Raw genomic sequence first — 19,680 nt, forward strand, 5'->3', positions numbered from 1 at the left:
GGGGGCAGGTGTTGCTGCATTGGGCGCCTGCCTCAGTCTGTCCAGACTGCTTCTTGGTTTCGCTCCGTTCACTGATGTCCGCTTTTGGCCGAAACCACCCCTTTAATTCCCATACCGGTCTACCATGCCACCCCCGGCAGTGGTTCCACGCCCTACCGACCTCAATCTCAAGGTATCGCCCATGACCTCTTCACCCCGCACCACCCCATCCCGCACCTCATCCGAGGCATCCCAATGAGCATCGACCAAATCAGCCTCCCAAAAGGCGTAGGCCCTCAGGCCATCAAACTCCTCGACGCCATCACCGGTGCTGACACCAAAGAAGACCTGAACCGCGCAGGCGGCAAAGCCGAAGGTTTTGTATTGGGGCTGGAAAGCGCCAAAGCCATCAAAAGCCAAATCGCCGAGTCGCTGTATGTGGCATACGACGACGCGGCGAGTAATCGGTTGGGTGAGTTGAAGGGCTAGTCCCGCAGGACCGCGTTGGGCTTTATGCCCGAGGTGTTTCGCGGTCCATCAGTTTGCCGATCAGCAGTACGCTCAATTCGCTCAGTTGGTGAATGGCTAATGCCACGTCGCGGTCTTTGCCGGTCAGTTCGTCGGACAGGTCGAGCAGCAGGGCGCTGACGGAGGAAACGGTTTCGTAGCTGTTGGCGATCAGGATTTCACTGCTGACGCCGGAGGTGACGCTGAAGAGGGCGGTTGTCTCTGGGACTGTCTCGGCATCGGTGCCGGGATTGAGGTAGTGATCAATGGCGCGCTGGGCAGCCTGGTGGAGTTTTAGATCCGGTTTCTTCGGAGGATTCGGGGTTACTTTGAACATTCACGCAATTCCTGACTTGGGGCTGACCCCCTTTCGCTACTAAACGAAAAGGGTGGCAGCTGCACGCAGGTTAGTAGACCGGGGAATTACGCAAAGCCGGCGCGCCCGAAGGCGCCCTACGCACAGCCACCATCAAGCACAGACAGGAACGTCTGATTGATGAAGCTCGTGCACTAAGCGCAATTCAACTAAGGGCTACTAAACCCGATCACTGAGTTTTCAGCGACCGAGCAACCTTAGAGATGACCACCCAGGTGCACAAGCCGGCGGATTCTGACGCAAGCGTAGGCAAAGGAGCAAGGTGCTATGGCCTACGCAAAGTCTCCTTCATCCCGCAAATGGAAGCGCCAGCCGGTACGCCCTCAACCCCAAATCACTCAACCCCTCCAGGCTCTCGCCCTGGCCAGGCATGAGCAGGCTGATCCCCAGATAATGCTCAAGGTGCAGGGTGAGGGTCTGGCCTTCGACGCACAAATCCCAATAGCGCTGATCCAGCCCGTCGGCCTTTACGGTCCATTCGCCTTTCAAACCGTGCTCCAGCACTTCGGCGATGGCCGCGAACAATTGCCAGTCGGACGTTTCCGAAATCTGTATTTCCATAAGGGATCATCGATAGGGTGAAAGGGCGTGTTTCGCCGTGAGATGCTTGTCGTAGAATGTGACAGAACCTGCGCAGCTTTCAAAGGAATGAGCCCCTGGCAAGCCGCGCCCCACCGCACGGAAGCCTGTTTATGAAAATCCCCCTCTGGATTACCCTGTTTCTGGGCTGCCTGTTACCGCAACTGTGCACGGCCAACACCCCGCATATCGACCCGCATGCCGAGAGCCTCTATCAGCAAGCTTTGCCGTACCTAAAACAAGCAGATGCCAAGCTGGAAGCGGTGCCTGCGAACTTTCCCACCGCCAGCGCAGACGAGAAAAAGCGTTCCCAAGTGCTGGTGGCGGAGGCGGGCGAGTTACTCAAGCCGGCGATCAAGCTGCTTGAACAAGCTGCCGCACTGGACCACCCGGTGGCCCAGCATCGCCTCGCGATGATCTACGTGATGTTCTACCCGGTCGACGAGATCAAGGAAAAGGCCTGCCCGTTGTTGCAAAGCAGCTTCCTACAAGGCTTTGCACCACCGGCGCTGCAGCTTTCATCCTTTTGCTTTGAATTTACGGACACGCCGGAATTCCAGGCAACGCTGAAGGCCATTGCAACCAGCGCGCCCGCGTATGAGCAATATTTCCCGCAGCCTGCGGTGAAGCTTGAATGCAGGGCCGAGATGCCTCAGGGCATGGCGTTGCAGTGGGGCAGCAGTCGGGATTATCAGGCTGAAATGTACCGGCTGCTGGGGGACAGTAACCGTGCGCAGCGTACGGAGTATTACCAGCAGGCGATCGCGATCAATGATTGCTACAAGGCGAAAAAGCGCCTGGGGTTAAGTCAGTAACCGGGCGGGTATGAATAACAGTTAAGGAGAAGGGCATGGCGGGTGGCGAGATTGGGTGTGGTTCGTTTCAGGGCAGCGACAAGTCGGGATCGGCCTTTGAGGCGGTGTTGGACGCGCTTCCGTTGCAGGCGCGGGACTGGGTTGAGGCGGCCAGGCAGCAATTGGATTCGGATGATTTTGTGCTGTTGGAGGTTGATCATGCGCAGGGCTTGCTTCCCTTTTTCAAGGACTACCAAACACGCCTGATCGCCGAGATCGGTCACGATGATTGGGAACGGGCCGCGCGGGATGAAGCAGCCTCGCTTGATGATGTGGCTGCCAAGTGGGGCGCGGGCAAGGGCTGGCGGCTTTATTGCGTGGGGGATCTGGTGCGTGCTTGTGAGCAGTCGGCGGTGGAGCAGCAGCCTGTTTACATCGCGTTCAGCTAGGGCATCTGTGGCGGGGCGCAAAGGAAAGAAAAATACACTTTTTGCTGCGCGGGGCGTCCAACCCTGAAACCGCCGTCAAGGCTTTCATCTCCAGGCAGCTGCTCTCAGCTAAGGACCGATTATGGTGACGTTGTTTATTTTTCTTCTGGCCTGCGGTGCTGCGGCGAGCACCGGCATTATCTTCAAACCGGGCGACTGGTACGCCACCCTGGTCAAACCCAGCTTCACGCCTCCCAACTGGCTGTTCCCGGTCGCCTGGACCATCATCTACCTGCTGCTGGCTTGGGCTGGCTATCGCTTGACCCTAATTCCCGGCAGCGAAGTCGTGCTGGCTCTATGGGCTGCGCAGATCGCACTCAACACCCTGTGGACGCCGGTGTTCTTCGGCGCCCACCGCATTCTCGCCGGGATGGTGATCATCACGCTGCTGTGGCTGGTGGTCGCCGCCATGGTGTTGCTGACGGTGCGGCTGGATTTGATCACGGGGCTGATCCTGTTCCCGTACCTGGTGTGGCTAAGCGTTGCGGCTGCGTTGAATTTCTCCATCCTGCGTAATAACCGCTAAGCCTGGCGACGTGGGCAGAGGGCGGAAACATCATTGCCATGATGCCCACGCACACTGGCCAAGGTGAACATCTCTTTCAGAGATAGAGGAAATACAGAGTGGGAACTCATACGCTGTGGCCTGCTGAAGAACATGAATTGGCGCAAATGCAGCGCTTCAACCAGAAGCTCGCCTGGATGCCGCGTTTTCGCATCCGCAACCGCGTGACGCCCCGGGTGATTCAGGCGCTGTTGCGCTCAAGCCAGGTGGTGGCCGGCAACAAGTTGCTCAAGCATGGCCTTCAGGCAGAAAGCCGGCGGGTGGGCTCTGTGCCGGTGCGCATCATCCGGCCGAAGGGTAAGGCCAAGGGCGTGGTGCTGGATATCCATGGCGGCGGCTGGGTGATCGGCAATGCACAGATGAATGACGACCTCAACGTGGCCATGGTCAACGCGTGCGACGTGGCGGTGGTGTCGGTGGATTATCGGCTGGCGGTGAACACGCCGGTGGAAGGGATTCTGGAAGACTGCCTGGCTGCGGCGCGCTGGTTGCTCGCGGACTGTGAGGAGTTTGCTGGCCTGCCGGTGATCGTCGTCGGCGAGTCTGCCGGAGGGCATCTGGCGGCGGCGACGTTGCTGGCGTTGAAGCAATGGCCCGAGTTGCTGGCGCGGGTGAGCGGGACGGTGCTGTATTACGGCGTCTACGATTTGACCGGTACACCGAGCGTGCGCACGGCGGGGCGGGAAACGCTGTTGCTGGACGGGCCGGGCATGGTGGAGGCGCTGCGCTTGTTGACGCCGGGCCTGAGTGATGAGCAGCGTCGGCAGCCGTCGTTGTCACCGCTGTATGGCGACCTTGCGGGGCTGCCGCCGGCGCTGATGTTTGTGGGGGATCTGGACCCGTTGCTGGACGACACGCTGCAGATGGCGGAGCGGTGGGCGGGGTCTGAGGTGTATCTGTTACCGCAGGCGGCTCATGGGTTTATTCATTTTCCGACGGCGATGTCGGGCAGGGTGCTGGCTTACAGCCGCGGGTGGATCACGGCTCGTTTACGCTCGGTTAGTTGATATCGGATTTTTACAACAAGGCCACATGGAAAGATGAGCATAAGAAAAACATTCATCGCGTCACTGGGGATTTTATCGCTGGTACAAACGTCACTGTCCTTTGCGGACAACGTTAACGGGAAAAACATTTATCTGCAGCGATGCGCCATGTGCCACGGCGCGGATATCAAAGGGACGGGACCCTTGGCGAATAAAAGCAATCCGCCTACGCCTGACCTGACAACGGCTACTTTCAAAAAACGCTTGAGTGATTATCCGGGCGTTATCGTGTCGTCCGTCATTCTTCGTCCAAATGGCGACCTGATTCCAAGAACGTTGCGGGAGAACGGTGTAAAGCTGTCGCCGTTCACCTGGAAAGTTCAGGACTTCCGCGACTTGAATCAGTACATGAGTGGTGTGATTTCAAAAAGCCGATGATGCTGTGCTCGTTCCCACGCTCTGCGTGGGAATGCATACCGTGACGCTCCGCGTCACCAACAGCGGGACGCAGAGCGTCCCCGGCGGCATTCCCACGCAGAGCGTGGGAACGATCAGTCACCGAGTCAGCAACCGCTCAATGCCACTTGCGGACGCTCACCTGCAAAGAAGAACGGCCGCAACCGCACGCCCACGCTGTTGCCGATAAACGCCGCCACCAACCACACCCAACCATGCAGGCTGCCCGACGCAATCCCGCTGAAGTACGCGCCGATATTGCAGCCGTACGCCAGTCGCGAGCCATAACCCAGCAGCAACCCACCGATCACCGCGGCGAACACCGAACGTGCTGGAATCTTCAGGCTTGGAGCGAAACGCCCGGCCAATCCCGCAGCCAACAGCGCACCAAGGATGATGCCGACGTCCATCACGCTGGTAATGTCTTCCCACACCGGCGCTGCCAGGGCCTTTGCGTTGCCCGGCATTTGCCAGAACACCCAGCTGCCCACGTCCACGCCCAACCCGCTGGCGACCTTGGCGCCCCACAGCGCGAACGCGGAAGTGATGCCCCACGGCCGCCCGGCCAGTGCCAGGGTGGCGTAGTTGAGCAGGGCCAAGCCAATTGCGCCCCACACCAATGGCCATGGCCCGCGCAGGAAGCGGCGCAGGCCCTGGTGTTCGCTGGTCACGCCGGCTTCAAGTTGCCCGTGACGGCCTTTTTCCAGGCGCACGGTGACTGCCGCGATGATGCCGAACACCGCCAGGCTCAGCAGCAACGCCGGTACCACGCCGAAGCTTTTGACGATGGAGACCGCCGGGAACGAAGGAAGGGCAAACCACCAGTCGACGTGGTGAGTCGCGATCAATGAACCACAGATAAAGAAGAACAAGGTCACCAGCATGCGCGCGTTACCGCCGCCCACGGTGAACAGGGTGCCGGACGCACAGCCGCTGCCCAGTTGCATGCCGATGCCGAAGATGAATGCCCCGAACACCACCGACACCCCGGCCGGCGCCACCAGACCGACCACGGGTTGACCGAACAAGGTGCCGGCTCCCAGCGCGGGGAAGAACAGCACCACGGCAATCGCCAGCATCACCATCTGCGCACGCAAGCCCGCGCCGCGCCGGTCGGTGATGAACACCCGCCAGGCCGAGGTGAAGCCGAAAGCGGCGTGGTACAGCGTCAGCCCCAGTGCTGCGCCGACCACCAGCAACAGCACTTGGCGCGAGCCGACGCTGTTTTGCAGAAAGATGGCGCCGAACAGCAGGATGACAAACGCCAGCAGGGGCGCGAGCGGCTTGCGCGCAGGGGTTGTAGAGAGGGAAAGGCTCATCGGGTATCTCGGTTCGAATGCGGTGGGTTAAGTGCGAGGCGGCCGAGTATAAACCTCGCACTCTTCCACTGGCATTAGCCCAGGCGAACGGAAAGCTCGACGTCGTCACCGATGGGCACCGACAGGTAGCCATTTGCCGGGGAGCGCACCCGGGCCAGGTAGTCGGGGCAGTAGTCGGTGTTGTCGGCGACGATCAACGCGCCGGGCTTGAGGCGGCTTTCCACCAGGTTCAGTACATCGCCATACAAGGCTTTGGCGCCGTCGAGCAGCAGCAGGTCGACGCTGTCGGGCAGGCCGGTGGCCAGGGTGACCAGGGCATCACCTTGGCGGATCTCCACGAGGTCGCTGACGCCACCTTGTTCCAGGTGTTGCCGCGCCAGGGCGATCTTCGAGGGCTCAAACTCGCTGCTGATCAGCGCGCCGCCGCCGTTGTCTCGCAGGGCGGCCGCCAGGTGCAGGGTGGACAGGCCGAACGAGGTGCCGAACTCGACAATGGCCCGCGCTTTTGCGCTGCGGGCCAGCATGTAGAGCAGGGTGCCGGTGTCGCGGGAGACGGGCAGCCACAGGTCTTTCAGCATCCCGTAGAGTTCCAGGTAGTCGGTTTTGCTGCGCATCAGGCGATCACGTTCTTCAGGTGTCACGTTGTTGAGGACGGGGCTCGTGGCGGCATTGGCCTGTGTGTACAGCCGTTCAATCAGGGCCGCCATCGGGGCCGAGGTAAGCGTATTCATGGGGAGGTCCTGTTGCAGGTTGAGCGCCGTGAGGCGCCGGGCTAGTATGCGAATGATTCGTCGCATTTAAAGTATGCGAACAATTCGTCACATTCGCTATTCGCATTCAAACCGCCGCAGGCACGCCCCATGACCGATCGCCAGACCTCGCAGATTTCCTCACGCAAAGAGCCCAAACAGGCGCGATCCACCGAGTTGGTGTCGGCCATTCTCGAAGCGGCTATTCAGGTTTTGGCCAAGGAAGGTGCCAGCCGTTTCACCACGGCTCGGGTCGCGGAAAAGGCCGGAGTCAGTGTGGGCTCGGTGTACCAGTATTTCCCCAACAAGGCGGCCATCCTGTTCCGGTTGCAGACGGATGAATGGCAGCAAACCTCGCAAATGCTCAGCCGGATTCTGGAGGACGTAAGCCAACCGCCCCTTGAGCGGCTGCGGGCGTTGGTGCATGCGTTTATTCGTTCGGAGTGTGAGGAGGCGCAGATGCGGGTCGCCCTGAGCGACGCCGCGCCGCTGTACCGTGACGCGCCCGAAGCCCATGAGGTGCGGGCGGGAGGGCAACAGGTCTTCCGGACGTTCATGCTTGAACTGCTGCCGCAGGTGCCTGAGGCGACCCGCGACCTGGCGTGCGACTTGATCGTCACCACCTTCAGTTCGGTGGGCAAGGAATTCTCGGGAAGCCCGCGCACTGAAGCACAAATGACTGCCTACGCGGACGCGATGGCGGATATGTTCGGTGCGTATGTGACGGTGCTTAACCAGACAGCACGATGACCCGCAGGGCGGGCCATCGTTTGCAGTGCTTGCCTTAGCGGCGGTTCAGCCACACCGTCTGCGCATTGCAGAATTCCCGCACACCAAAGTGCGACAACTCCCGCCCGAAACCACTCTTCTTCACACCTCCAAACGAGACCCGAGGATCGGACACGCTGTAGGCGTTGATGAAGATGCCGCCGGTTTCCAGTTGATTGGCGATGTGGCGCGCCTTTTCCGGGTCGGTGGTGAACACGCTGGCGGTCAGGCCGAATTCACTGTCGTTGGCCAGGGCCACGGCGTGGTCGGCATCGCGGGCAGTGATGATGGAGGCGACCGGCCCGAACAGTTCCTGTTTGAACGAGGTCATCTGGTCGGTGACGTTGGCCAGCACGGTGGGTGCGTAGAAGTTGCCTGCGCCTTCGACTTTATGGCCGCCCAGCAGCAAGGTAGCGCCTTCGGCCAGGGTGGCCTGGACCTGGCCGTCGAGTTCGTCCCGCAGGTCGAAACGGGCCATCGGGCCGATGTAAGTTTCGCTGGCGGTCGGGTCGCCCATCACCAGGTTGCGGCTGGCTTCGAGGAATTTGGCGGTGAAGGCTTCCACCACGCCTGCCTCGATGATCAGGCGCTTGGCAGCGGCGCACACCTGGCCGGAGTTCTGGAAGCGGCCGATCAGGGCGGCTTGCACGGCTTCGTCGAGGTTGGCGTCGTTGAGCACGATAAACGGGTCGGAGCCGCCGAGTTCCAGTACGCATTTCTTCAGCGCGGCCCCGGCCTGGGAGCCGATGGCCATGCCGGCGCGCACGCTGCCGGTGAGGGTCACGGCGGCGATGCGTGGGTCGGCGATGGCTTTGGACACGCCGTCCTGGGTGACGTTGATCACTTCGAACAGGCCATCGGCGAAGCCGGCGCGCTGGAAGGCTTGTTTCATCAGGTACGCGCTGCCCATAACGTTAGGCGCGTGTTTGAGCACGTAGGTGTTGCCGCTGAGCATGGTCGGCACCGCGCCGCGCAGCACTTGCCACACCGGGAAGTTCCACGGCATCACGGCGAGGATCGGGCCCAGCGGGCGGTATTCGATTTGCGCGGTGCCGTTGTCCACCAGGGTGGCTTCCGGGGCCAGCATGGCTGGGCCGTGGGCGGCGTACCACTCGGCCAACTGGGCGCATTTCTCGATTTCGCCACGGGCCTGGGCGATGGGTTTGCCCATTTCCAGGGTGATCATCTGGGCCATCTCTTCGGCCTGGTCACGCAGGGTGCTGGCCAGGGCCAGCAGCAATTCGGCGCGCTGGGCGACGGGGGTATTGCGCCCGTTGCGGAAGGCGTTGATGGAGCGGGTGAGGGCGGCATCCAGCTGCGCCTCGGTTTCATACGGGTAGCTGGCGACCGTTTCACCGTTGGCGGGGTTGATCGACAAGGCGTGGGTCTGGGAGGAAATGGAGTTCATGGCACCGTCCTGCGCAGTGAATGGAATGGAGGCCAGCGTACGGGGCTGTATCTTTTTCGGAAACTGAATAATATTAAGCAATACGTTCACGTTTGGAGAATGACTTGGATCTGGTCCAGCTGGAAATTTTCAAAGCCGTTGCCGAGCAAGGCAGCATCAGCGCCGCCGCGCAGTTGATCCATCGGGTGCCGTCGAACCTGACCACGCGGATCAAGCAGTTGGAGCAGGACCTGGGCGTGGATTTGTTTATTCGCGAGAAGAGCCGATTGCGGTTGTCACCGGCCGGGTGGAATTTCCTCGGTTATGCGCGGCGGATTCTTGACCTGGTGCAGGAAGCCCGGGCGACGGTGGCAGGGGAGGAGCCTCAGGGCGCGTTTGCTTTGGGTTCGCTGGAGAGTACGGCGGCGGTGCGCATCCCGGCGTTGCTGGCGGCGTATAACCAAAAGCACGCCAAGGTCGAGCTGGACCTGACCACCGGGCCGTCCGGGACCATGATCGAGGGCGTGTTGTCGGGGCGGCTGGCGGCGGCGTTTGTCGATGGGCCGGTGCTGCACGCGACCCTGGAAGGTGTGGCGGTGTTTGAAGAGGAAATGGTGGTGATTGCGCCGCTGCACCACGCGCCGATCACCCGGGGGCAGGATGTGAGCGGGGAGAGCATCTACACGTTTCGCTCGAACTGTTCGTACCGGCACCACTTTGAGCGCTGGTTTTCACAGGATGGCGCGGTGCCGGGGAAGATCTTCGAGATGGAGTCTTATCACGGGATGCTGGCGTGCGTGAGCGCCGGTGCGGGGTTGGCGCTGATGCCGAGGAGCATGTTGGAGAGCATGCCGGGGTTCAGGACGGTGAGTGTGTGGCCGTTGACGGATACGTTCCGGATTCTGAATACCTGGCTGATCTGGCGCCGGGGTACGGTGTCGCAGAGTTTGAACAGTTTTGTGCGGTTGCTGGAAGAGCGCGGTCTGAAGGCGGAATAGGGGGGTATGTGGGAGCTGTCGAGCTTTAGCGAGGCTGCGAAGGCGTCGGCACCGTCCACATTGAGGGTGCCTGACCCACCGCTATCGCGGCCTCGCTAAAGCTCGACGGCTCCCACATTTGGTCTTGGTTGGCCGCCAAATTGCTGGGTGTCTGCTTGCACCGGGCACAAGAGAGCGGACTGAAGGCGGGAATAGATCCCCTGTGGGAGCTGTCGAGCTTCAGCGAGGCTGCGATGGCGTCGGCACAGGCGATATTAATGGTGCCTGACCCACCGCTATCGCGGCCTCGCTGAAGCTCGACGGCTCCCACATTTTGATCTTGGTCAGCCGCCAAATTGCTGGGTGTCTGCTTGCACCGGCCACAAGAGAGCGGGCTGAAGGCGCAGTAGATCCCTGTGGGAGCTGTCGAGCTTCAGCGAGGCTGCGATGACGTCGGCACAGGCGACATTGAGGGTGCCTGACCCACCGCTATCGCGGCCTCGCTAAAGCTCGACGGCTCCCACATTTGGTCTTGGTTGGCCGCCAAATTGCTGGGTGTCTGCTTGCACCGGGCACAAGAGAGCGGACTGAAGGCGGGAATAGATCCCCTGTGGGAGCTGTCGAGCTTTAGCGAGGCTGCGATGACGTCGGCACAGGCGATATTAATGGTGCCTGACCCACCGCTATCGCGGCCTCGCTAAAGCTCGACGGCTCCCACATTTGGTCTTGGTTGGTCGCCAAATTGTAGGGTGTCTGCTTGCACCGGGCACAAGAGAGCGGACTGAAGGCGGGAATAGATCCCCTGTGGGAGCTGTCGAGCTTCAGCGAGGCTGCGATGGCGTCGGCACCGTCGACATTGAGGGTGCCTGACCCACCGCTATCGCGGCCTCGCTGAAGCTCGACGGCTCCCACATTTGGTCTTGGTTGGTCGCCAAATTGCTGGGTGTCTGCTCGCACCGGCCACTAGAGAGCGGACTGAAGGCGCAGTAGATCCCCTGTGGGAGCTGTCGAGCTTCAGCGAGGCTGCGAAGGCGTCGGCACAGTCGACATTGAGGGTGCCTAACCCACCGCTATCGCGGCCTCGCTGAAGCTCGACGGCTCCCACATTTGGTCTTGATTAGCCGCCGAACTGGAAGGTGCCCATGGCCAGTTTGGCCATCAGCGCTCCGGCGCCCAGTTGCACCAGCCACAAGGCCAAACCACCAAGAAATACCCCGAGGGCGACTTGCAGCACCAGGCTTTTCTGGCGCTTGGCGGGCGGTGGGCGTGGGGTGAAGTGGTCCAGTTCGTCGCGGTCGGCACGCAGGTCCAGGTCGTCGTTTCTCATAGGGTACTCGAGGGGAAGGGACTGTCTTGCTGTCAGTCTAGGGGTAGCGGGCTGAAAGCAGCGAATTTTTAGGAGCGATGCACTCATCTATTGAAGCCACCTACTCACCCTGTGGCGAGGGAGCTTGCTCCCGCTGGGGCGCGAAGCGGTCCCCATTCAGGCAGCGTATTCATTCAGAAAGTTCACGGTGGCAGGTTTTGGGGCCGCTTCGCAGCCCAGCGGGAGCAAGCTCCCTCGCCACAGGGGGGCGCGGTTTTCAGAATGAAAAAGGGGAAGCCACCGGCTTCCCCTTTTTTTGCATCACAACAGGCTTACAGCACCTGAACGATGGCCTTGGTCACGGCATCAATGTTTTTCTGGTTCAGCGCCGCCACACAGATACGACCAGTATCCAGCGCGTAGATGCCAAACTCGCTACGCAGGCGCGTCACTTGTTCAACGCTCAGGCCGGAGTACGAGAACATCCCGCGCTGGCGACCGACGAAGCTGAAGTCATGGCCTGGAGCTGCCTTGGCCAGGTCAGCCACCATCTGCTCGCGCATGCCGCGAATGCGCAGGCGCATTTCGGCCAGTTCGGCTTCCCACTGGGCACGCAGCTCAGGGTTGTTCAGCACCGCTGCAACGATCGCCGCCCCGTGGGTCGGCGGGTTGGAGTAGTTGGTGCGGATCACGCGCTTGACCTGGGACAGGATGCGCGCGCTTTCTTCCTTGGAGTCGGTGACGATGGACAGGGCGCCCACGCGCTCGCCGTACAGCGAGAACGACTTGGAGAACGAGCTGGACACAAAGAAAGTCAGGCCCGACTCGGCGAACAGGCGCACCGCAGCGGCGTCTTCGTCGATGCCGTCGCCAAAGCCCTGGTAGGCCATGTCGAGGAACGGTACGAGGTTTTTCGCCTTGACCACGTCCAGCACTTGTTGCCAGTCGGCCGGGCTCAGGTCGACGCCGGTCGGGTTGTGGCAGCAGGCGTGCAGCACGACGATGGACTGGGGCGGCAGGGCGTTGAGGTCTTCCAGCAGGCCGGCGCGGTTGACGTCGTGGGTGGCGGCGTCGTAGTAGCGATAGGTCTGTACCGGGAAGCCGGCTTTTTCGAACAGCGCCTGGTGGTTTTCCCAGCTCGGGTCGCTGATGGCGACGACGGCGTTGGGCAGCAGTTGCTTGAGGAAGTCCGCGCCGATTTTCAGGGCGCCGGTGCCGCCGACCGCTTGGGCGGTGATCACGCGGCCGGAGCTGATCAGTGGCGACTCAGCGCCGAACAGCAGCTTCTGCACGGCCTGGTCGTAGGCGACAATACCGTCGATCGGCAAGTAGCCACGGGCGGCGTGTTGCGCCACTCGAATGGCTTCCGCTTCGGCAACGGCACGCAAGAGTGGAATCTTCCCCTCCTCGTTGCAGTAAACGCCCACGCCAAGGTTGACCTTGGTGGTTCGGGTATCGGCGTTGAATGCTTCGTTGAGGCCCAGGATTGGATCGCGTGGTGCCATTTCGACAGCGGAGAACAGGCTCATTTTTGCGGCAGCTCTATAGAGAGTGGAGGGACGTGTCGCGCTCCAGCCGAATGCACTAGAGCGGTGCACAAACGGGGAGCTAGTATAGAGGCCATCACCGCTCGCGGCGACAGCCGAAACGGCTTTTCGGCCAAGTTTTTCGGTTTATTTGCCGACCGTTAGTCTTATTGCAACATTGACCGGCCATGGCATGTAGGACGATTGCCTTGAAACCCGTGACATTTGCCTCCACTTCTACAGCTATCATGGTTTTTTCCTGCAACCTGCGCCGAACAGTCGTGGGGCGCGGTCTTTTTCGTCCCCGCTGCTTTTTCCGGCCTCGGGGTGACTCAAGAGGTACGTTATGTCGGATTTCCAGCTAGTCACCCGCTTTGAGCCCGCCGGCGATCAACCGGAAGCCATCCGCCTGATGGTCGAGGGCATCGAAGCCGGCCTGGCGCACCAGACCTTGCTCGGGGTGACCGGCTCCGGCAAGACCTTCAGCATCGCCAACGTGATCGCCCAGGTGAACCGGCCGACCCTGGTGCTGGCGCCGAACAAGACCCTGGCCGCGCAGTTGTATGGCGAGTTCAAGGCGTTCTTCCCGAACAACGCGGTGGAGTACTTCGTTTCCTACTACGACTACTACCAGCCCGAAGCCTATGTGCCGTCGTCCGACACCTTTATCGAGAAAGACGCCTCGATCAACGACCACATCGAGCAGATGCGGCTCTCGGCGACCAAGGCGCTGCTGGAACGCAAAGACGCGATCATCGTCACCACGGTGTCGTGCATCTACGGCCTGGGCAGCCCGGAAACCTATTTGAAGATGGTGCTGCACGTCGACCGTGGCGACAAACTCGACCAGCGCGAACTGCTGCGGCGCCTCACGAGCCTGCAATACACCCGCAACGACATGGACTTCGCCCGGGCGAGCTTCCGTGTGCGTGGCGATGTGATCGACATCTACCCGGCGGAATCCGACCTGGAGGCGATCCGCATCGAGCTGTTCGACGATGAAGTCGAGAGCCTGTCGGCCTTCGACCCGTTGACCGGCGAGGTGATCCGCAAGCTGCCGCGCTTCACCTTTTACCCGAAAAGCCACTACGTGACCCCCCGCGAAACCCTGATGGGCGCCATCGAGGGCATCAAGGGCGAACTGGTGGAGCGCCTGGAATACCTGCGTTCCAACAACAAGCTGGTGGAAGCCCAGCGCCTGGAGCAGCGCACCCGCTTCGACCTGGAGATGATCCTCGAGCTGGGCTACTGCAACGGCATCGAAAACTACTCGCGCTACCTCTCGGGCCGCGAATCCGGGCAGGCGCCGCCAACCCTGTTTGACTACCTGCCGGACGACGCCTTGCTGGTGATCGACGAATCCCACGTCAGCGTGCCGCAGGTGGGCGCGATGTACAAAGGTGACCGCTCGCGTAAAGAGACCTTGGTGGAATACGGCTTCCGCCTGCCGTCGGCGCTGGATAACCGGCCAATGCGTTTTGACGAGTTCGAAGGTATCAGCCCGCAGACGATTTTTGTCTCGGCCACGCCGGGTAACTACGAGGCCGAACATGCCGGGCGTGTGATTGAGCAACTGGTACGCCCGACGGGCCTGGTAGACCCGCAAATCGAAATCCGCCCGGCGCTGACTCAGGTGGACGACTTGCTCTCGGAAATCACCAAGCGTGTGGCCCTGGAAGAGCGGGTGCTGGTCACCACGCTGACCAAGCGCATGTCCGAAGACTTGACCGATTACCTGGCCGACCACGGCGTGCGCGTGCGTTATTTGCACTCGGACATCGACACCGTGGAACGCGTGGAAATCATCCGCGACCTGCGCCTGGGGGCGTTCGATGTGCTGGTGGGGATCAACCTGCTGCGCGAAGGTCTGGACATGCCGGAGGTGTCCCTGGTGGCGATTCTCGATGCCGACAAGGAAGGCTTCCTGCGGTCCGAGCGCTCGTTGATCCAGACCATTGGCCGGGCGGCGCGGAACCTGAATGGCCGGGCGATTCTGTATGCGGACCGGATTACCGGTTCCATGGAGCGCGCGATTGGCGAGACCGAGCGGCGTCGCGACAAGCAGATTGCCTACAACCTGGAACATGGCATCACGCCGAAGGGCGTGTTCAAGGACGTGGCCGACATCATGGAAGGCGCCACCGTGCCGGGCTCGCGCAGCAAGAAGCGCAAGGGCATGGCCAAGGCGGCGGAGGAGAACGCCAAGTACGAAGCGGAATTGCGTTCGCCGAGCGAGATCACCAAGCGGATTCGTCAGTTGGAAGAGAAGATGTACCAGTTGGCGCGGGATCTGGAGTTTGAAGCGGCGGCGCAGATGCGCGATGAGATTGGCAAGTTGCGCGAGCGGTTACTGGCGGTCTGATGATCGGTGTGGCGAGGGAGCTTGCTCCCGCTGGGCTGCGAAGCGGCCCCAAAACCCTGGGAGCGCTTCGCACTCCAGCGGGAGCAAGCTCCCTCGCCACAGCAAGCTCCCTTGCCACAGCACGCTCCCTTGCCACAGGTTATTTCAGTGGGATTCCCCGGCCTTGAGCCCCGCCGGCAACGCCTTGGTCAACAAGATCGCCACCATGCTGATGCCCAACGCCAACCCCACAAAGTGAAACGCATCGTTGTAGGCCATGATCTGCGCCTGCTGATGGGCAATCTCACTCAGCTTGCCCAACGCCGCCGTCTCACTGCCGAACGTCTCTGTCAGTCTGGCCATGCGCTCCGCCACCTGCGGATTGGTCGGCACAATCGCCTCACGCAGGTAATCAAAGTAGGTCTTGGTGCGCGCATCCAGCAGGGTCGCCAGCAACGCAATCCCGATCGCCCCACCCAGGTTTCGCAAAATATTGAACAGGCTCGACGCCGACCCCGCGTCCTTCTGCATGATGTACGCCGTGGCAATCAACGAAATCGTCACCATGATCAACGGCTGCCCCAGCGCGCGGATGATCTGGATGCGGTTGAACTGGTCGCCGGCAAAGTCCGGGTTCAACACCCCAGACGAAAAACTCGCCAACCCGAACAGCCCGAACCCCAGCGTGCACAGCCATTTGGGCGACACGTATTTCATCAGTTTGGGCACCAGCGGAATCAGGAACAGCTGCGGAACGCCCATCCACATGATCACTTCGCCGATTTGCAGGGCGTTGTAGTTCTGGATCTGCGCCAGGTACAGCGGCAACAAATAAATCGAGCCATACAGCCCCACGCCCATCCCCAGGCTGGAGATGCTCGACAGCCCGAAATTGCGATTGCCGAGGATCCGCAGGTTGATCAGCGGGTTGGGCTTGGACATCTGCACGATCACAAAGGTGATCAGGCTCAGCAGGGCGACGGTGCCCAGGCTGACAATCAGGTTCGACTCCAGCCAATCCTTGCGATGGCCTTCCTCAAGAAACACCTGCAAGCACCCAAGGCCCACGGCCATGGTGACGATGCCGAGGTAGTCGGTGCTTTTGAGCAGGTCCCAGTTGGAGTCCTTTTTCTCCAGGCCGTACAGCAACCCGGCGATCATGATCAGGCCCGGCGGGATGTTGATATAGAAGATGTATTCCCAGCCCCAGTTCTCGGTGAGCCAGCCGCCGATGGTCGGGCCGATGGAGGGGGCGAAGGTGGCGGTCATGGCGAACATGGCCATGCCTTTGGCGCGGTGGTGTTCGGGCAACTTGATCAGGGTGAGGGTGAACGCCAGCGGGATCAGCGCACCGCCGGTAAAACCCTGCAAGGCGCGGAACACGATCATACTTTCCAGGCTCCAGGCCATGGAACACATCAGCGAGGCGATCAGGAACCCGCCAGACACCCAAACCGCCAGGCGGCGCGCCGACAGCAGCTGCACCAGCCAGGCGGTGAGGGGGATCATGATGATTTCGGCCACAAGGTAGGAGGTGGAAATCCACGAGCCTTCTTCCAGGGTGGCCGACAGTGCGCCTTGAATGTCCTTGAGGGACGAGTTGGTGATCTGGATGTCGAGCACGGCCATGAAGGCGCCGAGCATCACGCTCATGACCGCGATCCAGTCGCGCCGGGTCGGTTCGCCGACCGGCGGCAGCAGTTGATCACCGGCCATCGTGCGGGTCTTGGATATTCACTTTGACCGTCACCGACATGCCCGGGCGGATTTTGCCCTGCAGCGGGTTATCGGCGGCGAAGGTCAGTTTGACCGGAATCCGTTGGACGACTTTGGTGAAGTTGCCCGTGGCATTGTCCGGCGGCAGCAGGCTGAACTGTGCGCCGGAGGCGCCGAACAGGTTGGCCACGCGGCCTTCGATTGGCGTGTCGCTGTAGGCATCAAACGTCAGCTCGGCCTTTTGCCCGGGCTGCATGTGGCCGATCTGGGTTTCCTTGAAGTTGGCCTGCACCCAGATGTCCTGGTCCGGGACAATCGACAGCAGGTAGGCGCCGGCCTGCACGTATTGGCCGTTGCGCGCAGCACGCTGGCCGATCAGGCCGCTGATGGGCGCGTGGATTTCACTGCGGGTCAGGTTCAGTTCGGCCTGGGCCAGGTCGGTCCTGGCGTTGGCGATCATCGCGTCGAGGCGCTTGATCTCGGCGTTCAGGGCGTTGACCTGCTGGCGCTGGCCCTGCAGGTCGGCCTGGGCCATGGTCACCTGGGAGCGGGCGATGTGGTTGTCGGCGTCGAGGGTGGTGACCCGTTCTTCGGAGACGTAGCCGGGCTTGCGCAGGGTTTGTGCACGGTTCAGGTCGATTTGCGAGCGGCCGAGGGTGGCCTGGCTGGAGGACACCTTGGCCTCACTGGCGGCGATCAGGCTGGCTTGCTGGGTGAGTTTGCTCTGGGCCTGCACGCGCTCGGCTTCGCGCATGGCGAGGGCGGCGTTGGCGCGGTCGACGGCGAGGTGGAAGTCGTCGCCTTCGAGCTTGACCAGCAGTTGGCCTTTTTCCACGTGTTCGTTGTCGCCCACCAGCACCTCGACGATGCGTGCGCCAAGCTGGCTGGAGACCCGGGTGATCTCGCCCTGGACGTAGGCGTTGTCGGTGCTTTCATAAAAGCGGCCCTTGAAGAACCACTGGGCGAAAAAGCCCGCAGCGATCAGGACCACGATCAACAGGAAGATAAACAGGCGGCGTTTGAGCGGGGCAGGCATGGCGATAAGGTCGTCGACAAAAGGTAATGGAATATAGCCAGCGAATGATCTGGCAAATAGCCATGGCGGGTCTTGAGACCGGAGCTTGTCTCATATGCCCTTTGTTCGCCTCCCCACGCTGGAGCCCAAGGGCTTGGGGCTGTTACCATTCGCCCCTTGTTTCATTTTCAGTTTTATCGCCAATTCGAGACCCGCCATGACCACCGTCCGCACGCGCATCGCGCCATCGCCTACTGGGGATCCCCACGTAGGTACTGCTTACATCGCCTTGTTCAACTACTGCTTTGCCAAGCAGCATGGCGGTGAATTCATCCTGCGGATCGAAGACACCGATCAACTGCGCTCCACCCGTGAGTCGGAACAGCAGATTTTCGATGCCCTGCGCTGGTTGGGCATTACCTGGGCTGAAGGCCCGGACGTCGGCGGCCCACACGGCCCGTATCGCCAGAGCGAGCGCAGCGACATCTACAAAAAATACACCCAGCAGTTGGTCGACATGGGTCACGCCTTCCCGTGCTTCTGCACCGCCGAAGAGCTGGACCAGATGCGCGCCGAGCAACAGGCCCGTGGCGAAACCCCGCGCTATGACGGCCGCGCACTGCTGCTGTCGAAGGAAGAAGTGGCCCGGCGCCTGGCTGCCGGCGAACCGCACGTTATCCGCATGAAGGTGCCGAGCGAAGGCGTGTGCGTGGTGCCGGACATGCTGCGCGGTGATGTCGAAATCCCGTGGGACCGCATGGACATGCAAGTGCTGATGAAGACCGACGGCCTGCCGACGTACTTCCTGGCCAACGTGGTGGACGACCACCTGATGGGCATCACCCACGTACTGCGGGGCGAAGAGTGGCTGCCATCGGCGCCTAAACTGATCCTGCTCTACGAGTACTTCGGCTGGGAACAACCGCAGCTGTGCTACATGCCGCTGCTGCGTAACCCGGACAAGAGCAAGCTGTCCAAGCGCAAGAACCCGACCTCGGTGACCTTCTACGAGCGCATGGGCTTCATGCCGGAAGCGATGCTCAACTACCTGGGCCGTATGGGCTGGTCGATGCCGGACGAGCGCGAGAAGTTCTCGCTGCAGGAAATGGTCGATCACTTTGACTTGTCCCGCGTGTCCCTCGGCGGGCCGATCTTCGACATCGAGAAATTGTCGTGGCTCAACGGCCAGTGGCTGCGTGACCTGCCGGTGGAAGAGTTCGCCAGCCGCGTGCAGCAGTGGGCCCTGAACCCCGAGTACATGATGAAGATCGCGCCGCTGGTGCAGGGCAGGGTGGAGACCTTCAGCCAGGTTGCACCGTTGGCGAGCTTCTTCTTTGCCGGTGGCGTGAACCCGGACGTGAAACTGTTTGAGTCGAAGAAGCTCTCGGCTGACCAGGTTCGCCAGTTGATGCAGTTGATCCTGTGGAAGCTCGAAAGCCTGCGTCAGTGGGAGAAGGATGCAATCACCGCGACTATCCAGGCGGTGGTTGAATCCCTGGAATTGAAACTGCGCGATGCGATGCCGTTGATGTTTGCCGCGATCACCGGGCAGGCGAGTTCGGTGTCGGTACTCGATGCGATGGAAATTCTGGGCCCGGACCTGACCCGTTTCCGTCTGCGCCAAGCCCTTGATTTGCTTGGTGGTGTGTCGAAGAAAGAAAACAAGGAATGGGAAAAGCTGCTGGGCGCTATCGCTTAAGCCCGCGGTTGTAACGGCCAAACCCCGGTTTTCCGGGGTTTGCTCGGTAAGTGATTGTTATCTCGGCAAAAAATTTTGAAAATTGTTGAAAATAAATTTGACACGTTTCAAATACGCCATTAAGATTCGCCCCGTCCTCACCGACGA

The 19,680-nt window shown here is 61.1% G+C and carries 19 protein-coding genes; 10 read left to right on the forward strand and 9 right to left on the reverse strand.

Annotated features, from left to right (window positions below; all coding sequences use genetic code 11):
- The first annotated feature begins 234 nt into the window (after nucleotides 1-234).
- The gene (locus tag LIY45_RS25050; protein WP_003214497.1) at nucleotides 235-468 is read left to right on the forward strand and encodes a hypothetical protein; all 234 of its coding nucleotides are present in this window, start codon (nucleotides 235-237) and stop codon (nucleotides 466-468) included.
- Between the two features lie 22 nt (nucleotides 469-490).
- Here the strand turns inward: LIY45_RS25050 and LIY45_RS25055 are convergent, their stop codons facing one another.
- Nucleotides 491-823, reverse strand: coding sequence for a DUF6124 family protein (locus tag LIY45_RS25055; protein ID WP_167662448.1), 333 nt, complete (start codon nucleotides 821-823; stop codon nucleotides 491-493).
- A gap of 327 nt (nucleotides 824-1,150) precedes the next feature.
- Nucleotides 1,151-1,423, reverse strand: coding sequence for a DUF3630 family protein (locus LIY45_RS25060; protein ID WP_226477967.1), 273 nt, complete (start codon nucleotides 1,421-1,423; stop codon nucleotides 1,151-1,153).
- A 131-nt stretch (nucleotides 1,424-1,554) separates the two neighbouring features.
- Here LIY45_RS25060 and LIY45_RS25065 point away from each other — a divergent pair, with 131 nt between their 5' ends.
- The 5 genes from LIY45_RS25065 to LIY45_RS25085 all read left to right on the forward strand — a co-directional run bounded on the left by LIY45_RS25065 (nucleotide 1,555) and on the right by LIY45_RS25085 (nucleotide 4,712).
- On the forward strand, nucleotides 1,555-2,256 hold the full coding sequence (locus LIY45_RS25065; RefSeq protein WP_226477968.1) for a hypothetical protein: 702 nt from the start codon (nucleotides 1,555-1,557) through the stop codon (nucleotides 2,254-2,256).
- Nucleotides 2,257-2,291: 35 nt separating this feature from the next.
- The gene (locus LIY45_RS25070) at nucleotides 2,292-2,684 is read left to right on the forward strand and encodes a hypothetical protein (RefSeq protein ID WP_226477969.1); all 393 of its coding nucleotides are present in this window, start codon (nucleotides 2,292-2,294) and stop codon (nucleotides 2,682-2,684) included.
- A gap of 124 nt (nucleotides 2,685-2,808) precedes the next feature.
- On the forward strand, nucleotides 2,809-3,249 hold the full coding sequence (locus tag LIY45_RS25075) for a TspO/MBR family protein (protein ID WP_226477980.1): 441 nt from the start codon (nucleotides 2,809-2,811) through the stop codon (nucleotides 3,247-3,249).
- Nucleotides 3,250-3,395: 146 nt separating this feature from the next.
- Entirely contained in the window at nucleotides 3,396-4,295 is a 900-nt protein-coding gene (locus tag LIY45_RS25080; RefSeq protein ID WP_226477981.1) for an alpha/beta hydrolase fold domain-containing protein, read from the forward strand.
- A gap of 33 nt (nucleotides 4,296-4,328) precedes the next feature.
- Nucleotides 4,329-4,712 (forward strand): cytochrome c, encoded by a 384-nt coding sequence (locus tag LIY45_RS25085; protein ID WP_177071460.1) that lies wholly within the window; start codon nucleotides 4,329-4,331, stop codon nucleotides 4,710-4,712.
- A 125-nt stretch (nucleotides 4,713-4,837) separates the two neighbouring features.
- Here the strand turns inward: LIY45_RS25085 and LIY45_RS25090 are convergent, their stop codons facing one another.
- Nucleotides 4,838-6,049 (reverse strand): YeeE/YedE family protein, encoded by a 1,212-nt coding sequence (locus LIY45_RS25090; protein WP_226477970.1) that lies wholly within the window; start codon nucleotides 6,047-6,049, stop codon nucleotides 4,838-4,840.
- A 74-nt stretch (nucleotides 6,050-6,123) separates the two neighbouring features.
- Complete coding sequence (locus tag LIY45_RS25095; protein WP_226477971.1) at nucleotides 6,124-6,780, reverse strand: class I SAM-dependent methyltransferase; 657 nt, start codon at nucleotides 6,778-6,780, stop codon at nucleotides 6,124-6,126.
- 129 nt (nucleotides 6,781-6,909) lie between these two features.
- Here LIY45_RS25095 and LIY45_RS25100 point away from each other — a divergent pair, with 129 nt between their 5' ends.
- Nucleotides 6,910-7,548: a TetR family transcriptional regulator gene (locus LIY45_RS25100; RefSeq protein ID WP_226477972.1), complete on the forward strand. Its 639-nt coding sequence runs from the start codon at nucleotides 6,910-6,912 to the stop codon at nucleotides 7,546-7,548.
- 34 nt (nucleotides 7,549-7,582) lie between these two features.
- On the opposite strand, the gene LIY45_RS25105 is transcribed toward LIY45_RS25100, so the two are convergent.
- Nucleotides 7,583-8,974, reverse strand: a complete 1,392-nt coding sequence (locus LIY45_RS25105) for an aldehyde dehydrogenase family protein (RefSeq protein WP_226477973.1) — start codon at nucleotides 8,972-8,974, stop codon at nucleotides 7,583-7,585.
- A 104-nt stretch (nucleotides 8,975-9,078) separates the two neighbouring features.
- Here LIY45_RS25105 and LIY45_RS25110 point away from each other — a divergent pair, with 104 nt between their 5' ends.
- Nucleotides 9,079-9,951, forward strand: coding sequence for a LysR family transcriptional regulator (locus tag LIY45_RS25110; RefSeq protein ID WP_226477974.1), 873 nt, complete (start codon nucleotides 9,079-9,081; stop codon nucleotides 9,949-9,951).
- 1,096 nt (nucleotides 9,952-11,047) lie between these two features.
- Here the strand turns inward: LIY45_RS25110 and LIY45_RS25115 are convergent.
- Nucleotides 11,048-11,257 (reverse strand): hypothetical protein, encoded by a 210-nt coding sequence (locus tag LIY45_RS25115; protein WP_017478782.1) that lies wholly within the window; start codon nucleotides 11,255-11,257, stop codon nucleotides 11,048-11,050.
- A 311-nt stretch (nucleotides 11,258-11,568) separates the two neighbouring features.
- Entirely contained in the window at nucleotides 11,569-12,765 is a 1,197-nt protein-coding gene (locus LIY45_RS25120; RefSeq protein WP_017478783.1) for an amino acid aminotransferase, read from the reverse strand.
- Between the two features lie 343 nt (nucleotides 12,766-13,108).
- On the opposite strand from LIY45_RS25120, the gene uvrB reads away from it, so the two are divergent.
- Nucleotides 13,109-15,124, forward strand: coding sequence for an excinuclease ABC subunit UvrB (gene uvrB, locus LIY45_RS25125; protein WP_226477975.1), 2,016 nt, complete (start codon nucleotides 13,109-13,111; stop codon nucleotides 15,122-15,124).
- 144 nt (nucleotides 15,125-15,268) lie between these two features.
- Here the strand turns inward: uvrB and LIY45_RS25130 are convergent, their stop codons facing one another.
- The gene (locus tag LIY45_RS25130) at nucleotides 15,269-16,819 is read right to left on the reverse strand and encodes an MDR family MFS transporter (RefSeq protein ID WP_063031752.1); all 1,551 of its coding nucleotides are present in this window, start codon (nucleotides 16,817-16,819) and stop codon (nucleotides 15,269-15,271) included.
- Nucleotides 16,809-17,855 (reverse strand): HlyD family secretion protein, encoded by a 1,047-nt coding sequence (locus LIY45_RS25135; RefSeq protein WP_226477976.1) that lies wholly within the window; start codon nucleotides 17,853-17,855, stop codon nucleotides 16,809-16,811. The genes LIY45_RS25130 and LIY45_RS25135 overlap by 11 nt, the downstream gene beginning before the upstream one ends.
- Before the next feature lie 196 nt (nucleotides 17,856-18,051).
- On the opposite strand from LIY45_RS25135, the gene gltX reads away from it, so the two are divergent.
- Nucleotides 18,052-19,533 carry a glutamate--tRNA ligase gene (gene gltX, locus LIY45_RS25140; protein WP_226477977.1) on the forward strand — a complete coding sequence of 494 codons (1,482 nt, stop codon included), beginning with the start codon at nucleotides 18,052-18,054 and terminating at the stop codon, nucleotides 19,531-19,533.
- Nucleotides 19,534-19,680 lie beyond the last annotated feature (147 nt).

This window comes from Pseudomonas sp. MWU16-30323 (assembly GCF_020515595.1).
GTDB lineage: Bacteria > Pseudomonadota > Gammaproteobacteria > Pseudomonadales > Pseudomonadaceae > Aquipseudomonas > Aquipseudomonas yamanorum.

What these genes read in the sequence shown, in the direction of transcription:
- LIY45_RS25050 (WP_003214497.1), top strand. Translation starts at nt 235, where the DNA reads ATGAGCATCGACCAAATCAGCCTCCCAAAAGGCGTAGGCCCTCAGGCC.
- LIY45_RS25055 (WP_167662448.1), bottom strand. Translation starts at nt 823, where the DNA reads ATGTTCAAAGTAACCCCGAATCCTCCGAAGAAACCGGATCTAAAACTC.
- LIY45_RS25060 (WP_226477967.1), bottom strand. Translation starts at nt 1,423, where the DNA reads ATGGAAATACAGATTTCGGAAACGTCCGACTGGCAATTGTTCGCGGCC.
- LIY45_RS25065 (WP_226477968.1), top strand. Translation starts at nt 1,555, where the DNA reads ATGAAAATCCCCCTCTGGATTACCCTGTTTCTGGGCTGCCTGTTACCG.
- LIY45_RS25070 (WP_226477969.1), top strand. Translation starts at nt 2,292, where the DNA reads ATGGCGGGTGGCGAGATTGGGTGTGGTTCGTTTCAGGGCAGCGACAAG.
- LIY45_RS25080 (WP_226477981.1), top strand. Translation starts at nt 3,396, where the DNA reads ATGCAGCGCTTCAACCAGAAGCTCGCCTGGATGCCGCGTTTTCGCATC.
- LIY45_RS25085 (WP_177071460.1), top strand. Translation starts at nt 4,329, where the DNA reads ATGAGCATAAGAAAAACATTCATCGCGTCACTGGGGATTTTATCGCTG.
- LIY45_RS25090 (WP_226477970.1), bottom strand. Translation starts at nt 6,049, where the DNA reads ATGAGCCTTTCCCTCTCTACAACCCCTGCGCGCAAGCCGCTCGCGCCC.
- LIY45_RS25095 (WP_226477971.1), bottom strand. Translation starts at nt 6,780, where the DNA reads ATGAATACGCTTACCTCGGCCCCGATGGCGGCCCTGATTGAACGGCTG.
- LIY45_RS25100 (WP_226477972.1), top strand. Translation starts at nt 6,910, where the DNA reads ATGACCGATCGCCAGACCTCGCAGATTTCCTCACGCAAAGAGCCCAAA.
- LIY45_RS25105 (WP_226477973.1), bottom strand. Translation starts at nt 8,974, where the DNA reads ATGAACTCCATTTCCTCCCAGACCCACGCCTTGTCGATCAACCCCGCC.
- LIY45_RS25115 (WP_017478782.1), bottom strand. Translation starts at nt 11,257, where the DNA reads ATGAGAAACGACGACCTGGACCTGCGTGCCGACCGCGACGAACTGGAC.
- LIY45_RS25120 (WP_017478783.1), bottom strand. Translation starts at nt 12,765, where the DNA reads ATGAGCCTGTTCTCCGCTGTCGAAATGGCACCACGCGATCCAATCCTG.
- uvrB (WP_226477975.1), top strand. Translation starts at nt 13,109, where the DNA reads ATGTCGGATTTCCAGCTAGTCACCCGCTTTGAGCCCGCCGGCGATCAA.
- LIY45_RS25130 (WP_063031752.1), bottom strand. Translation starts at nt 16,819, where the DNA reads ATGGCCGGTGATCAACTGCTGCCGCCGGTCGGCGAACCGACCCGGCGC.
- LIY45_RS25135 (WP_226477976.1), bottom strand. Translation starts at nt 17,855, where the DNA reads ATGCCTGCCCCGCTCAAACGCCGCCTGTTTATCTTCCTGTTGATCGTG.
- gltX (WP_226477977.1), top strand. Translation starts at nt 18,052, where the DNA reads ATGACCACCGTCCGCACGCGCATCGCGCCATCGCCTACTGGGGATCCC.